Raw genomic sequence first — 14,549 nt, forward strand, 5'->3', positions numbered from 1 at the left:
TCCTTCGTAAATTTTGTCATACAAAAAACTGCACCTCCAATTGTTAGACTGTGTCTAACAATTGGGGTGCAGTTCATAGTATTGGCTTTTCTAAAGAGAAATTATTTTTTTATTTTGTGCTGATCTAATATTTTTTCTAACATTTCTAAAGTTATCGGTTGAGCTTTCTCTATTAATCGATAACCAATACGTCCATTCGGTTCGGCTGTAACTTGTTGTAAACTTTTTAAATCATGAATCCCTTTTTCTCTTAATTGTATATATAGTTGTTGCTCCGACATTTTTGCCTTCATTAAATTCTCTTTTACAACCTCTCCATTTTCAACGATTATAATGCTACTGCCATTAAGGAATTGTTCCACCTTCCTTGATTTTAATTCAAAGAAATGAATGATAAGAAGTATGCTTGCAAATATTACAGCCGCAAATATAGATGGGACTACTTTCCTACTTAATACAGGCTCTACAATAATACGTCCAATTGATACTACTATAATGATTTCAGCTCTTGTCATTTGGCTAACAGATGTACTACCAGTCATTTTTAATGCAATCATTCCAGTGAAAATTAAAATAATACTCTCCAAAATAATATTCATTATGGCCCAATCCTTTAATAGTGAATGTTATTAGCATTCCCATTTCATATAGCATTCTAAATGAATTTTGATTAAACTTTTTTGTGAAAATTAAAAGTTACATATATAAAAAATGGATCTATTTAGATCAATCTTTTTTCAATAAGGATTTGATAATCCATCTTCTATTGTCAAAAAAAACAAAAGCACCCAAATGGATGCGTATAGATTAAACTTATTCATTATTACTTTCTCCACTTTCATCATCAACTGATTTCAAGTCTAACATGCTGCCTATATCGGGCGGTAAAGCTAACTCTATACCAGCTACTGGTTGATTATCTTCATTAAACCATTGTTTCTTAAATTTAATCAATTCTTCATTTTTCTTATTTTCATCCATATTACCCCGCCTTTTATGTACATGATATTAAATACTTTACTTAATATGTACATTAAGAAAGATAATATACTTTTTGTACATAATGAAAAAGCAAAACCCCTGCCTGGTTTACATACCCGATGTACCTATAAAAAAATTCTCGTACATGTTACTCCGCGCTCTGTTATCATATTAGTGTCGAAACATATGTAGGCTATGTGACAAGTATCTGTTCGTTTTGTTCATTATTCATATGAGACAAATACTTTTAAAGGAGTAGTTATTCCTTGACTTAATTCCTTAAAACATTGAATGCGTCCTGTATATAAATGTTAAAAATGAAGAGTTATCTAACGAAGAGCTTCTAAGCTTATTTTGTGTACGGTACCACTATGAAATAATCCCAAAGTTACTACGAGAATACATCATGAGCGATGTTGTCATTGATTTAGATACGGACTATATTTATATTCCTAATAGATAACAGTAAACTAGTTGAAATGAATAGAAATTACGATTCAGCTAAGTGTTTAATAAAATAAGTGAATGCCCAAATTAATGTCGCAAATTGAGTGACAAAATACATTGTCCATTCAAAACCAGTCAATTTCCTCTCTCGTTTCACTTTCTTTAAGTATCTGTAAAATATAAATGTACTTAAAAACATAAGTAACAATGATAATTGCTGTAAATCATCCACTATACGTACCCCCATAGACTACATCAACCTCCTATTCAAAGTAAATACTATACCTTAAGGATATCACCTATTGGTAGTTTATTTCCATTTAAAACAATTATGTCCTAAACAAAATGAGCACTCAACAATTGAGTGCTCTAAAAAGTATTAACGTAATAATTTTCTTCTAGTTTTTATAACTCAGTTCTATCACTTCCAATATAAGATTACTATCATATTTCCTTTTATAGAGGTAACGTCAGGAAAATACGAATTTACAACGTTAAGGAATTTTCATTACTCCATAACCATTTTTAAGTTATATTCAAAAACCATGCTTTGACATTGTCTAGAGCATGGTAATTATTTAAACAAATATAAATCTGCTAAGTTAATTTTTTAGTTCATCTATTTATTGAATTCATTAACTGGAAGAAGTATTTAGGTTTATGAGTCTTATTTAGGTTATACCATGCATATAATGTATCTGATGCAAATACATCTAATTTTTTCAGTACTTCCATCGCAAATTCCAGAGGAGCTATTCCTGATGCAGTAACTAAATTCGCATCAGATACCGCAGATCCCAACTCATAGAACTTTTCTCCTTTATAGTTAGGACATACCATTTTAGTGTATTCTAAATTATTACTTGTATGCTTTCTAGTATCTAAGTATCCCATATTTGCAAGGGCCTCAGTTGCACCACAAATTGCAGCAACAATAGTGCCAAACTTTAAAGCTTGGCCAATTCTTTCCAAGATAGGTTGATGAATTTCTTCACTCCAAGTAGTCCCTCCTGGTAAAATTAAAAGATCTTTACTCTCAAAAGTACATTCATCAACGGAAATATCTGGTTTTATGCTCAGTCCCCCCATAGTAGTAATCATTTCTTTATTAGCTCCTACTGTAATTACTTTTAAAGGTACTAAATCTTTTTTAAAATATCTTCCTGAGTTTAGTTCGGTAATTAAATATCCATATTCCCAGTCCGACATTGTATTAAATACATATAGAAAAACTTTTTTTGTTTGCATCCCGTATCACTCCAATCACAATTGATATGGATATTATAATATAACTTCCCTGACAGTTAACGTCAGGGAAGTTATCATACTTCATGAAATTTTATTAATTCCGACAGTACTTCAATAAGTCTTTTCTTAAGACTTATTGGCTCAATAACTTTAATAGATTTATTGTACGGTAAAAGTAAATAAGGTACATATGTATGTATCATATCTTTTTCAAGAAGAAAAACTGCTTGATTTGAAGTCCGCTCTTGTAAATAATGTCCTAAAAACCAATGTTGGCAAATATCAGCCAATACACTTTTATCCCCACTAATAACCAAAGAAATAATTCCTTCTTTATCTTCTATAGTTGGAAGAAGATTTTTTATAAAAAAGTCACGTGCTGAAAAATTTTCTGGCCGGTTAAACTTATTTTCGGTTAGCATTAAACTTTCAATTCGATCTACTCTAAAACTATGGATATCATTCCTAAGATGACAAAATCCAATCACATACCACTTATTATTCCAATAGATAATTCTGTACGGATCGACCAATCTATAATTTAATTGCTTTTTGCCACTTTTATAGTAGAGGATTTTTATTGAGTACCCGTCAGTTACGGCCTGCTCCAATTCCTTCAAAAAATGTTCCATAGAGAGTGAACTAAATCGACTGATTACTTCTAGACTACTTAAATGTTGGTTTATCTTTGCTTCCTGCTCTTGATTTGAGTATTTACTTAGTTTTGAAATGGCCCTATTTAATGCTTTACCTCCATAATATCCGGCTTCTTCTGCAAAAACAGCAGCGTGAAATAGTGAAGTTTGCTCTTCAAAATCAAAAAAAAGAGGAGCCTCAATAAAATTGTTCAATAAAGTGTATCCACCGTTATGTCCTGGTTCTGAAATTATAGGTACACCACTTGTTGAAATTGTATCAATATAACGATACACAGTCCTTATATTCATCTCTAACTTTTCTGAAATTTGTTTCGCAGTAATTTTTTTACCTGAGCGAAGCATCCATAGAATCGCTAACATATTATCAATTTTAGGCATGTAATTCCACCTCTCTATGGAATTTATCCCCTATTATATATTTCTGATTTTTAGTATAACTCATCAACTGTTCCTTTCCGATAGCTTTCTATATAATGAGGCCATAAACACATTTGTAATTTCACAAATTTGATTTACAGTCATATCTACCTCTTTATAAAGCTTTACTGCATAATTCATTCCTGCGTGATTTTTATGGTACTTCTTTAACCGACCTTTAAACTTTCCTTCTTTCTTAGCCAGTTCAATCCCTTCACGCTGCCGCATACGGATAAGATCACGTTCTAATTGGTTTACACCCGCCATAACCGTAATTAAGAATTGGCTGTAGGGATTATCTTCTGATAAATCTAGCCATGTATCTTTGAAGGATTTTAATTATCATCTTTATTATAATATTTAGTAACAACAATAGCTTCAATTATTATAGCGATACCACAAACAAGAGAATTATTTTGCGTCTCACAACAAACCTCCTTTTTCATTTTTTTCTTTTTTAAATTGAAAGGTTATACGTTCCACTTGTTTGATTTCCTCAATTACTTTACGAATTCCTACTTCAATCCTATCTTCCTTTACATTCGATACGTTTAACTTTAATAGTCTTTCTTTCGGAAAACCTCTCATATAATTTTTATCAATAGTATCAATACTTATTTGCATTTCATTTAATCTTTGGAAAAACATTTCGGAAATACTCGTTTTTTGTAATTCTAAACAAGTATGGATTCCAATTGTATTATGCTTTTTATATATGAATAAAAGCTGGTTTTCACTATGAGTTCTTTCTAATGTTTCTGCTAGTTTTTTAGATCTATCGTGATAGGAAGATTTAATTTTATTTTTATGACGTTCAAACATGCCACTCTTTATATAAATTTCTAAAGCAGCTTGAGATATCATTGGGCTATCAATATCTAAAATCTTTTTATATTTATGGAAATCATTTGCAATGGATGGCGGAATGACCGCAACTCCAACCCGTAAACCTGGAAAAATAATCTTCGAATAACTTTTTAAATATATTACATGATTACAATTATCCAAGTTATATAACGGATCTGCTTTTGAATCCATTTCTAAATCTGCTAAATAATCATCTTCCACTATAAATACATTATATTTCTTAGCCAGTAGCACGATTTTTTCTTTCTCATCTTTAGAGTAAGAAGTTCCAAGTGGATGATGATATCTTGGTATTGTATAAAAGAATTTTATTTTACCTGTTCGAAAAATGCGTTCCAATTCATTTAAGTCAATACCTTCATTCGTACGTTTAATACCGATTACAGGAATTTTGTTTATTTCTAGATATTCAATATATAGATGATATGTTGGTTGTTCAATTAATATCGTTTCACTTTCATTTGGAAATGGTATAGAAGTTAATATTGCTAGCGCCTGCTGTACACCTGACGTTACAAAAATATTCTCTTCTTTAGTGAAGACTTGATAGTTTGCCAGTTGTTTTTGAATAACCGGAATTAAAGATGGTAAACCTTTCGGCGTCCCATATACAAACAAGTCATTTTTATATGTATCAATGGCTTTATTAATACAATGTTGAAAATCTAAATATGGAAAAACATCTGGATCTGGTGCTGAGGAAGCAAAATCAATTATCTCGTCATTTTCTACAAAACTCCCTGATTTTCGAACAACGTAGTATCCACTCTGAGGGACGGAATAAATAATATGACGCTTTTCTAATTCATGTAGCGCTCGTATAACTGTCGCCTTATTGCATTCATATTTCGTAACGAGTGTCCGAATAGACGGTAGTTTCTTTCCTTCTTTTATCTCTCCATGTTGAATCATGTTTTCTATATCATTAAAAATATGTAAATACTTATACATTATTTCACCCCTTATACAACCACTTAAAAAGATTCCTCATTCTTACAAGCTCATTATAAAGCAAACGGAAATACATCTCTTCTACCACGTTAAACTTTAACATTATTTCACATTTCCTTCTCTTAACAAGGAAATTACAATTAATAAGTAGAATATCTCCATGAATAAATAAAAAGTGAGGGATATGTTATGCAGCGCTTAAATACGATTGATATTAGTAACGTTCTAGAATTAGAAAAGGCTCTTTCTACTTTAAAAAATGAAGTGATTGCTTCAAAACTAGAGCTTGAAAACTGGTTAATAAAACAATCTACAGTCATTTGGGAAATCGAAGAACAATTAAGATCACACTATATCGCCTTTCAATGTAATACAAATAATAAAAAAATAAAAGATACTTTTGAATATGATCAACAATATGTACGACCACTTTTGAAACGTTTTCAAAATTCTTTTGATAATAAATATTTAGAGTCTCCTTTTCGAATGGAACTTGATCCAAAAACGTATAGCTTACTAGATAAAAAAATAAAGAATGCGCAGACTTTATTTTGTGAAAAGAACATTGATTTAGAGGTTAACGAAGACAAACTAGTAACCGAGTACTTCGAAATTACAGGTGATTTAACTGCGCTATGGAACGGTGAAGAAAAGACAATTACCGAACTACAGTCTTACTTACAAGATCCGGATCGTCATATACGAAAAAAAGCAAAAACACTCATTTCTGAAACATTCTTATCTGTTGAAGATACATTACAAAATATATTAAATGAATTAATCGCAATCCGTCATCAAAAGGCGCAAAACATTCAATTACATAATTATCGTGATTATATGTTTAAAAAACATGAACGATTTGATTATACGCCTGATGATTGCTATGAGCTCGCTGAATCTATTCGTGAATACGTAGTACCACTTATCGATAAAATATTTAATGAGAAAACATCTGAACTTCAAGTAGATAGTCTTCGTCTATGGGATTTAAAAGCAACCGCACCAAATCAAAAAGTATTAAAACCTATCGAAGATGCGAGTGATTTAGTCGAAAAAAGTTCTCGCATTTTACACAAACTAGACCCGGAATTTTCTGCATTATTAAGCCGTATGCATAAAAATAATTGCTTAGATTTAGAAAGTCGTAAAGGAAAAGGACCTGGAGGATTTTGTGAATACTTACCTGCTTCGCAACTATCTTTTATTTTCATGAATCTCAATCATACACATTATGACGTTACTACTTTCCTTCATGAAATGGGTCATAGTATTCATAATGAGTGTATGAATCAGCTAGAGCTACAAAAATATTTAGAAATCCCTTCTGAATCAGCTGAACTCGCTAGCATGACAATGGAATTATTTTCGATGGAGTATTGGGATACATTTTATGAGAATACAGAAGAATTTATAAAAGCAAAATTAGATTTCTTTAAAGATATTGTTAAGTACTTACCACAAATGCTTATCGTTGATCAATTTCAACATTGGATGTATGAAAATCCTAATCATACTGCTAAAGAAAGAAATGAAAAGTATTTAGAATTACATAAAACATACCAATCGAACGTCGTAAATATTGAAGGGTATGAAAATTGGATTGCAACTAGCTGGTTACCTGTACTACACATATTTGAATTACCATTCTATTACATCGAATACGCTATCGCACAACTTGGTGCACTACAAATGTATAAACAATATAAAGAAAACCCTAAACAAGCAATAGAAAATTATAAAAAAGCTTTATCATTAGGTAGCTCTAAATCTTTACCGAAAATATATGAAGCGGCTGGCATTCGTTTTGATTTTTCTGGCGAAACAATTAAAGAACTAATGTTATTTGTAGAGGGCGAATTAGAGTCACTTAAACAATTATAAGAAGGAAGCTGTTCCTATATTTTAGGTTCAGCTTTCTTCTTTATTTTATTTATTAATTCTATGTACTGAGAATCACCATATCCGATTGTTGGAAAAATTTGAAACAACTTTATTAATAATTCATGATTTGATAAACCTTGATTTTTAGAGATGAATTTCATTACGATATTATCTTCTTTTAGCATTTCTAAATATAAGTCTATAGCCTGATACATTACAGGTGGTACTTTATAGGATGTTTTTTTATGGTTTACTAATACTTCATTGTATATAGAAGAATAATTCCCCAATTCAAGTTCAATTTGATTTACTTTAAATTCATCTTCTCTGAAGTTATTTAAGTATACTTTCCCTTCATAGCAAGACTGTTCAAGGTATGAAAGTATAGTAAGTAGATTCATTTGGCAAAACATATCTTCACCGAACCATAAAACAATACATTTATACTTTTTTGTAAAAAGATTTTCTAACGGATCTATAACCTTTTTTGTATAACTTTCTACTGAACTGTTGTGTCCTTCTGCTCTTATATTAATAAACTCTTCATTAAAAACTCGTGTAGTAGCCGTGTTTACACACATTGCTTCGTTAAATGGAGCGTAATCAGACTCACCCATTAGCTTTTCAGCTTTAAATTCTTCATACATCATTTGACCATTCAATATGTTTAATACATCTTTATCAAACAACTCATTATTATTGCTACGTAACTGCTCAACCTCAAATTTTCTAGAAATATTCATTTTAAACTCCCCTTCTTTATTTATATTGAGTTTAACAAATGATTGAATAGGCATGTTGTTAAGTTGATATTCTCTTGGATTCATTCCAAAAACATTTTTGAAAGCTCTACTATAAGCCTCTTGCGAAGAATAATCATAATCTAATGCAATATCTATTATCTTTCTATCATTCTTCAAATCCTCCGTAGATAAATACAGTCTTCTTAAAAGAATATAGCGCCTAATACTAATGCCTGTTACTTGGTGAAATTTAAAGGAACAATAATAAGGAGAATAGCCCATATAACGGGATAATTCATTTAATGAAAATTCTTTTTTTAAATTGCTCTCAATCCAATCAATCATCTGCTGTATATGTTCATTCATTTCCTCCACTCCTTATTTATAAGTATAAAAGAGGTTCGTTTCTTTCTTTTGATATTTCTTGTGTTTTATAACATGAGCCATTCTCTAAGATTTTCAAAATTTATATGTAAGTATTAATTTTATTTTTTTAGCTATCTTATTTTTTGATACATTCTATTAACTTTTCAATTTAGCGTTAATTAGTATGATGGATACACCTTACCACTTTTTAAAAGTCAATTTACATCATATTTTATTTTAAAGGATTTCAACTATTAAACACGAATTTTGTAAATTAAGATTCTTTTAGTTCTCTAGTTAAAAAATATAAGTTTGGAAAGGACGCTACAATGAACGAGCTAGAAAAAGAAATACTTCAATTAATAAATGAACGATATCCATTAAATTTTATTAACATTAAACCTATAACGAATGAAATGTATCAATGTCTTACAGAACTAGGTTCATACTTCATTAGAATTACAAACTACAAAAAATATGAAGAACAATTAGAAGAAGTTACATATACGAACTTTTTATATGAAAATGGTTTAGCAGTTCCTCCAATAATACCTTCTCTTAATGAGAATTTAGTAGAAAAGTTAACATTAGACAAGGAGATTTTTGCTGTATTATATAAAGCTGCGCCTGGCATACATTTACCAAGGTACGAATGGAATTCTAATATATTTAGAAAGCTTGGTAAACAAATTGGAAAATTACATCGTATTTCTAAAAGCTTTGAAAAGACTAAACCGGTTAAACATATAAAAGATTGGTATGAAAATGAAGAATATAATTTTCTTAAGTATATCCCTAAAGATGAAACTACTATAAGAGAAATTGCCTCTGACGTTTTAACTTCTATAAAGGGGGTAGAAAAATCCACTTCGAATTACGGCTTAATTCACGGTGATTTATGGTTAGAAAATATTTTAGTTGAAAACAATTCAAACTTAATAATGATTGATTTTCAAGACTGTGAAAAACATTTTTACATATTTGATTTAGCCGTTCCTATTTATAGTGCGATAGAATATTCATTTGCTGGAAATGGGAATATCGCAGACTATGAGCATTCTATTACAAAAGCAATATTTGACGGATATCAAGAGGAAAATGAACTACCTAAAGAGATGATAGACAAGTTGCCTATGTTTATTAAATTAAAGGAGATTTTTGAATATAGCTTAATGCATATGTATTGGGATAAAGGAGAATTAACTGAGGAACAAGTACGGATAATGAACCTTTATAGGATGAAGATCGAAAATAATCGTTCTCTCATTAATATTTAGCAGAAGTGTTGTTCAACTACATGGTAATGATAGTTGAACAACATCCTATAATTACTAGATTATTTTAAACAGTATTTTACATTTCATCTTTTATAAATTGATGTTCCTTCCCATGTTTTTTCTTAATTACAATTGCTTTATACAAAGATGCTGTACCTAATATAGCAAATAGGATGATTATAGGAATACGAACAATATGTGGAACATAGCGCGGTAGAAAGAAAAGACGAACTTTTTCATCTACACTAAATATCTCAAAAATTAACGGGACTACACTTTGATGTATCAAAAAAAAGATACCCATAAATACTAAAAGAACAACAATAGCTAGTTTTTTCTTAGGTAATTCAACCGCTTTTCCGTTATCTTTCTTTTTGTTATCCCCACGCAATATTTTCATGCCATTCTTCATTTCAAATAGCAATTCAGATCCACTTTTTTCAAGTTTTAAGTAAGCAATTCGCCCAAACCACCAAGCAAAAAACATTCCTGTACAAATGCCAGTCAATACACCTAGCCATTGTAAGAACTGTACATGTAGTAATGTCCCAAGCCATACAACTAACAAAGCGGGTATAGTTGTTGCTAGTACCATCACCATCATTAACCACGTTGTTATAAACATTTTACTCGCATTCATATCATCACCTGAGATAACACTCCCTCTCCCGCGGCGATGAGGATCAGTTATTGGTACTAAGTTACATACAGAAAATAACATAATAAGACCTGCAGCTCCACCAAGTAATGCTGGTATTACTGCAAATACCCAAGGATAAATGAAAGTAAGTCCGCTAGAGATTGTGAAAATAATTGTTGTTATAATTGCAATTGGACCTACAGCTATCAACCATGCAAATTGACGGCCACGCACATCAATTCGTTCTGCGTCAGGTGTCGTCAAAGTTAACCATAATGCACTCCCATCGAAACCATATATATTACAGGAAAACATACTTGTAAATACAATCATAATTATCCCTGCCCAAGGCATTAAGTACGATATATTAGCGCTTGTAACTAAAATACCATAAAATAGCCCTATCCAAATACCCATCCGGAGGAAACGGCCTCGTTGTGGATCTCTTCCCCAACTTTTTAATTCTTTCGTAAATGTTGCTCCAATTTACGTTTCTGAAAAGAAACGTAAAGCTTTTCTATGTTTATTAGTAGTAATCCTTCCTTCGATTTTCTTAATCACTGTACTTTTCATCAATAATGTTGTCCATATAAAAAAGAGCAATCCACATAATATTGTTAGAAGCATTAAAAAAACAAAAGCTAATAACCAATTGGATTGAATCGCATACTCTACAGCGAGTATCGCCCAACTAGACGGAAACATGTAAAGTAAAGTTAAATCACTAAGTGTCATCTTATTAATAGCAGGAAGTACATACCATCCCACATTTAGAAACGCTATAATGAAACCAAAGAGCATTGCTCCCACTTCCATGCCAATCCTTGATTTCAACGTCTCACCAATAATACTAACTACTACTTTTGATAACAATACTACAAATATTAACTGTAAAATAATTGCTGGAACTGCAACTATAGTTGCAGTTAAGCTAACCCTAGCTGCGTAAATAAATAGTCCTATGAAGGCTATTAAACTAACGATTGGTCCTAATCCTATAAAAGCCACAACAAGTAACGCCCTAGCAAGTTTATAAGAAGTAAATGGAAGCAACGCGAAATATTCAGGACGTAATATTCCATCTCCCCCAGCGATAATTGGACCCAAAACCCACCCTACTGTCCACAGAGCAAATGTTATGTATAGAATGCTTTGTGAAACGTTCTGTTCTGTAGGATAAAAAGAAAAAAGCAGCATGGTTCCAATTGCAATTAATAAGCCAACTATTCCTGTAATAATGAAAAGAACTGCTTTACCACTATTCATTGAATTTTTAAAGATAGATAACTTCATTCGAATCAAAACACTAACCAAGACAGTTCCTCTCCTTTAACAACAGGAATTCCTACTAACCGAACGAAAATGTCTTCGAGAGTTTCTTCACCGCAAACATCTTCCATTGTTCCTGAAGAAACCACTCTTCCTTTTGATATAATTGCAACGTGATCACAAAGTTGTTCAACTAACGCCATGACGTGACTTGAAAATACTACAGAACCACCCGAACTAACAAATTTCTGTAAAATCTTTTTGATAGTAGATGCGGAAATAGGGTCTACCGCCTCAAACGGTTCGTCGAGAACGAGTAATTTCGGCGCATGAAGAAGTGCAAGTGCAAGACCGATTTTCTTACGCATACCAGTTGAATAATTAATAACTAGAGTCCCTTCGGTATTATTTAACTCTAATATTGTAAGTAATTCTTCTGTCCGCCGAGCAACTTCCTTGGCATTCATTCCTCTTAGCAATCCCATATATGTTAATAATTCACGACCAGTAAGTCTTTCCGGTAAAGCTAACCCATCTGGTAATACCCCAATCAGCGTTTTAGCTTGTTTTGGATTACTCCAAACATCAATTCCAAATACGTTTGCCCTACCACTATCTGGTCGTAACAAACCAACGGCCATCGATAAAGATGTAGTTTTCCCTGCTCCATTAGGCCCAACAACTCCGTAAAAAGCCCCCCTTGGAATAGTTAAATCAATATGATTGACTGCAATAAATTCTCCGAAACGCTTATGTAGTTTCGAAAGCTGTAGTGCCGGATCAAATTGCTCAAATTCAGTATGCATTGAAATTGGTTCACCAGTTTTCATAAAATGGACTCCTTCTTTACAAATGTAATACCCGATTACAAATCTCAATAACCTTACTCATCCATTTGCATTGTTAGAACGGTTATAATAAAAAATGAATTTAGGAAGAGCTTTTCTTTAATTACAATACTGCGCTACCAAATCATTTAAATATTCAATGTTTGTAGCAGTTACATTTTCAGATATTCTAGCCGCAATAATGATAGGTGCCCATTGAAAAATCTCATCTCTCAATAATCCAGTATTTCTGCAATAAATATGTAAATACATTTCAGCTAATTCTACCGAAGATTGTGAGTACAACAAGTATGTTCGAAATACATCTGCGCGAATGTCACCTGAACTAGCATCAACCCAATCTATAATATTCACACTCTTATTACTCAAAATTAGATTAAACGGATGAAAATCCCCATGACATAATCTAGGCTCAAACTTGATTGAATGTAACTTATTCAATATATTTTCCTTTTGTTTTTCATCCAATTTATGTACAGATTTAATTTGTCGCTCTAACCTTTCTCTCATTGATTCTATTTCATCTGTGTTCACACGAATAGAATGAATCTTCTTTTGTTCATTCACACAAATATTTATGTAATAATCTGCCTCATTTAGATTATTTAGCAGGAGATCACCAATACTATCTCCTTTTACGTATTCCATAATAATTGCCTGTCTATTTTGTATCTTTGTCACTTCAAATACGTTTGGAACTGGTAGCCTGCATGAATAAGCATATTTTTGTTTTTTTGCTTCATTTATAGACTCTGTATCTGGAAGATATTCCTTAAATAATTTTACAACCTTACTATCATAGAGATAGATTTCCGCTGTATTCCCTTTAGCTATCGGATTTCCTAAATTCAATTCATTTCTCTCCTTACTGTAAATTAAGCTGACACATTATACTCCTTTATACATTCAGTGTAATTATGCTGAAATCCTTCTCTATGAAATTATAAAAAACTTACCACTTTCTATCCTTAAATAGAAAGTGGTAAGTTTAATTTACTAGGAATATCGGAAGGAAAATGTGGTGTATGCACAATTGAAAATGCATATCCTTGCTCAATAAATGATACTTCATTATGTTTACATTGAAATGGTACACAATTTCTCTTAAAGTTAATTTGGATTTGCTGTAAAAATGCTTGATCTGGTGTTCCGAAAGATATGTGTACTTTCGGTGGCAAAGCTTTCATCGCAATTGGAATCCAAGGTCGCTGCCACCAAGTCGCAACAATATAGGCTGTGCCACCAACTACAAAGTTGAAAATATCCCCATCTTCCATCGTTTTCATATTTAGATTTGATTTCAACCATTCGCGAAATACGGGTACACTTTTGACAGGAAGACCAATTTCCCTTACATATAAAATATTTAAAGGTGACTGTGGAACTAATACATCTTCTTTCACATACGTATGTGCGATAATCTCGAGAAGGTTTCCATCTCCGTCTTTAAAGTATAAATTGAAGAGGCCATTCTCTTCACCAATTACATTTCCATTTTGCCATTTCACAATGAGTAATCCAGAATCCTTTAACCATCTTACTGTTTCATGAAATTTTGAATATGGAATCTCAAAAGCGAAATGTGCAGGTGCGATTGGTTCGTATACTTCTTGAAAACTAATTGTTGTGTGCGGTGTTACTTCAAATTGAATAAAAGATGCTGTTTCTTGTTTTATTGGGAAAGATAATATGTCCTTATAAACTTGTTTTATCCCTTCTATCGAAACTGTTTGTAATTTTATATCTGATATATGTGTAATCACGTTACATTCCCCCTTATTTCATATTATCTATTCGTATTGTATTACACTTATAAATAGATAAAATCAAACAGAAGGGTGGATTTTTCATATAAAAACTACAACTTTAGTATGAATATTTAAATTTATCCTGCATTGTTTCCATACAAAAAAGCTGCCTTTCCTCAAACGAAAAGCAGCTTCTACAATAAAATA

Annotated in this window: 12 protein-coding genes and 2 pseudogenes; 2 read left to right on the plus strand and 12 right to left on the minus strand. The window is 31.6% G+C overall.

Annotated elements, in window-relative coordinates; translation table 11 throughout:
* Positions 1–101: 101 nt before the first annotated feature.
* The 7 genes and pseudogenes from JDS99_RS07030 to JDS99_RS07060 form a co-directional block, all read right to left on the minus strand.
* Positions 102–599: a DUF421 domain-containing protein gene (locus JDS99_RS07030; RefSeq protein WP_199694809.1), complete on the minus strand. Its 498-nt coding sequence runs from the start codon at positions 597–599 to the stop codon at positions 102–104.
* Positions 600–813: 214 nt separating this feature from the next.
* Complete coding sequence (locus tag JDS99_RS07035; protein WP_087985878.1) at positions 814–981, minus strand: hypothetical protein; 168 nt, start codon at positions 979–981, stop codon at positions 814–816.
* Positions 982–1,471: 490 nt separating this feature from the next.
* Positions 1,472–1,675, minus strand: coding sequence for a hypothetical protein (locus JDS99_RS07040; RefSeq protein WP_000538966.1), 204 nt, complete (start codon positions 1,673–1,675; stop codon positions 1,472–1,474).
* 368 nt (positions 1,676–2,043) lie between these two features.
* Positions 2,044–2,676, minus strand: coding sequence for a type 1 glutamine amidotransferase family protein (locus tag JDS99_RS07045; protein ID WP_199694810.1), 633 nt, complete (start codon positions 2,674–2,676; stop codon positions 2,044–2,046).
* 74 nt (positions 2,677–2,750) lie between these two features.
* Positions 2,751–3,713 carry a helix-turn-helix transcriptional regulator gene (locus tag JDS99_RS07050; RefSeq protein WP_199694811.1) on the minus strand — a complete coding sequence of 321 codons (963 nt, stop codon included), beginning with the start codon at positions 3,711–3,713 and terminating at the stop codon, positions 2,751–2,753.
* Positions 3,714–3,776: 63 nt separating this feature from the next.
* Positions 3,777–4,091 (minus strand): annotated as a pseudogene (locus JDS99_RS07055) (helix-turn-helix domain-containing protein); the annotation flags it as partial.
* An 84-nt stretch (positions 4,092–4,175) separates the two neighbouring features.
* Positions 4,176–5,570, minus strand: coding sequence for an aminotransferase-like domain-containing protein (locus JDS99_RS07060; protein WP_199694812.1), 1,395 nt, complete (start codon positions 5,568–5,570; stop codon positions 4,176–4,178).
* 189 nt (positions 5,571–5,759) lie between these two features.
* Here JDS99_RS07060 and JDS99_RS07065 point away from each other — a divergent pair, with 189 nt between their 5' ends.
* Positions 5,760–7,451 carry a M3 family oligoendopeptidase gene (locus JDS99_RS07065; protein ID WP_199694813.1) on the plus strand — a complete coding sequence of 564 codons (1,692 nt, stop codon included), beginning with the start codon at positions 5,760–5,762 and terminating at the stop codon, positions 7,449–7,451.
* A 14-nt stretch (positions 7,452–7,465) separates the two neighbouring features.
* On the opposite strand, the gene JDS99_RS07070 is transcribed toward JDS99_RS07065, so the two are convergent.
* The gene (locus JDS99_RS07070) at positions 7,466–8,560 is read right to left on the minus strand and encodes a helix-turn-helix domain-containing protein (protein ID WP_199694814.1); all 1,095 of its coding nucleotides are present in this window, start codon (positions 8,558–8,560) and stop codon (positions 7,466–7,468) included.
* A 329-nt stretch (positions 8,561–8,889) separates the two neighbouring features.
* Here JDS99_RS07070 and JDS99_RS07075 point away from each other — a divergent pair, with 329 nt between their 5' ends.
* Entirely contained in the window at positions 8,890–9,837 is a 948-nt protein-coding gene (locus tag JDS99_RS07075) for a phosphotransferase enzyme family protein (RefSeq protein WP_199694815.1), read from the plus strand.
* Between the two features lie 76 nt (positions 9,838–9,913).
* On the opposite strand, the pseudogene JDS99_RS32545 reads toward JDS99_RS07075, so the two are convergent.
* The 4 genes and pseudogenes from JDS99_RS32545 to JDS99_RS07095 all read right to left on the minus strand — a co-directional run bounded on the left by JDS99_RS32545 (position 9,914) and on the right by JDS99_RS07095 (position 14,357).
* A pseudogene (locus JDS99_RS32545) lies at positions 9,914–11,791 on the minus strand (hypothetical protein).
* Positions 11,776–12,576: an ABC transporter ATP-binding protein gene (locus JDS99_RS07085; protein ID WP_199694816.1), complete on the minus strand. Its 801-nt coding sequence runs from the start codon at positions 12,574–12,576 to the stop codon at positions 11,776–11,778. The pseudogene JDS99_RS32545 and the gene JDS99_RS07085 overlap by 16 nt, the downstream one beginning before the upstream one ends.
* 117 nt (positions 12,577–12,693) lie before the next feature.
* The gene (locus JDS99_RS07090) at positions 12,694–13,446 is read right to left on the minus strand and encodes a phosphotransferase family protein (protein ID WP_199694817.1); all 753 of its coding nucleotides are present in this window, start codon (positions 13,444–13,446) and stop codon (positions 12,694–12,696) included.
* Between the two features lie 116 nt (positions 13,447–13,562).
* Positions 13,563–14,357 (minus strand): VOC family protein, encoded by a 795-nt coding sequence (locus JDS99_RS07095; RefSeq protein ID WP_060488968.1) that lies wholly within the window; start codon positions 14,355–14,357, stop codon positions 13,563–13,565.
* Positions 14,358–14,549 lie beyond the last annotated feature (192 nt).

Origin of the sequence: Bacillus cereus group sp. N6 (genome assembly GCF_016483705.1) — a bacterium.
Classification (GTDB): domain Bacteria; phylum Bacillota; class Bacilli; order Bacillales; family Bacillaceae_G; genus Bacillus_A; species Bacillus_A wiedmannii.

Excerpts from the sequence above, each read along its gene's own strand:
- JDS99_RS07030 (WP_199694809.1), bottom strand. The coding sequence starts at position 599 with ATGAATATTATTTTGGAGAGTATTATTTTAATTTTCACTGGAATGATT.
- JDS99_RS07035 (WP_087985878.1), bottom strand. The coding sequence starts at position 981 with ATGGATGAAAATAAGAAAAATGAAGAATTGATTAAATTTAAGAAACAA.
- JDS99_RS07040 (WP_000538966.1), bottom strand. The coding sequence starts at position 1,675 with ATGGGGGTACGTATAGTGGATGATTTACAGCAATTATCATTGTTACTT.
- JDS99_RS07045 (WP_199694810.1), bottom strand. The coding sequence starts at position 2,676 with ATGCAAACAAAAAAAGTTTTTCTATATGTATTTAATACAATGTCGGAC.
- JDS99_RS07050 (WP_199694811.1), bottom strand. The coding sequence starts at position 3,713 with ATGCCTAAAATTGATAATATGTTAGCGATTCTATGGATGCTTCGCTCA.
- JDS99_RS07060 (WP_199694812.1), bottom strand. The coding sequence starts at position 5,570 with ATGTATAAGTATTTACATATTTTTAATGATATAGAAAACATGATTCAA.
- JDS99_RS07065 (WP_199694813.1), top strand. The coding sequence starts at position 5,760 with ATGCAGCGCTTAAATACGATTGATATTAGTAACGTTCTAGAATTAGAA.
- JDS99_RS07070 (WP_199694814.1), bottom strand. The coding sequence starts at position 8,560 with ATGAATGAACATATACAGCAGATGATTGATTGGATTGAGAGCAATTTA.
- JDS99_RS07075 (WP_199694815.1), top strand. The coding sequence starts at position 8,890 with ATGAACGAGCTAGAAAAAGAAATACTTCAATTAATAAATGAACGATAT.
- JDS99_RS07085 (WP_199694816.1), bottom strand. The coding sequence starts at position 12,576 with ATGAAAACTGGTGAACCAATTTCAATGCATACTGAATTTGAGCAATTT.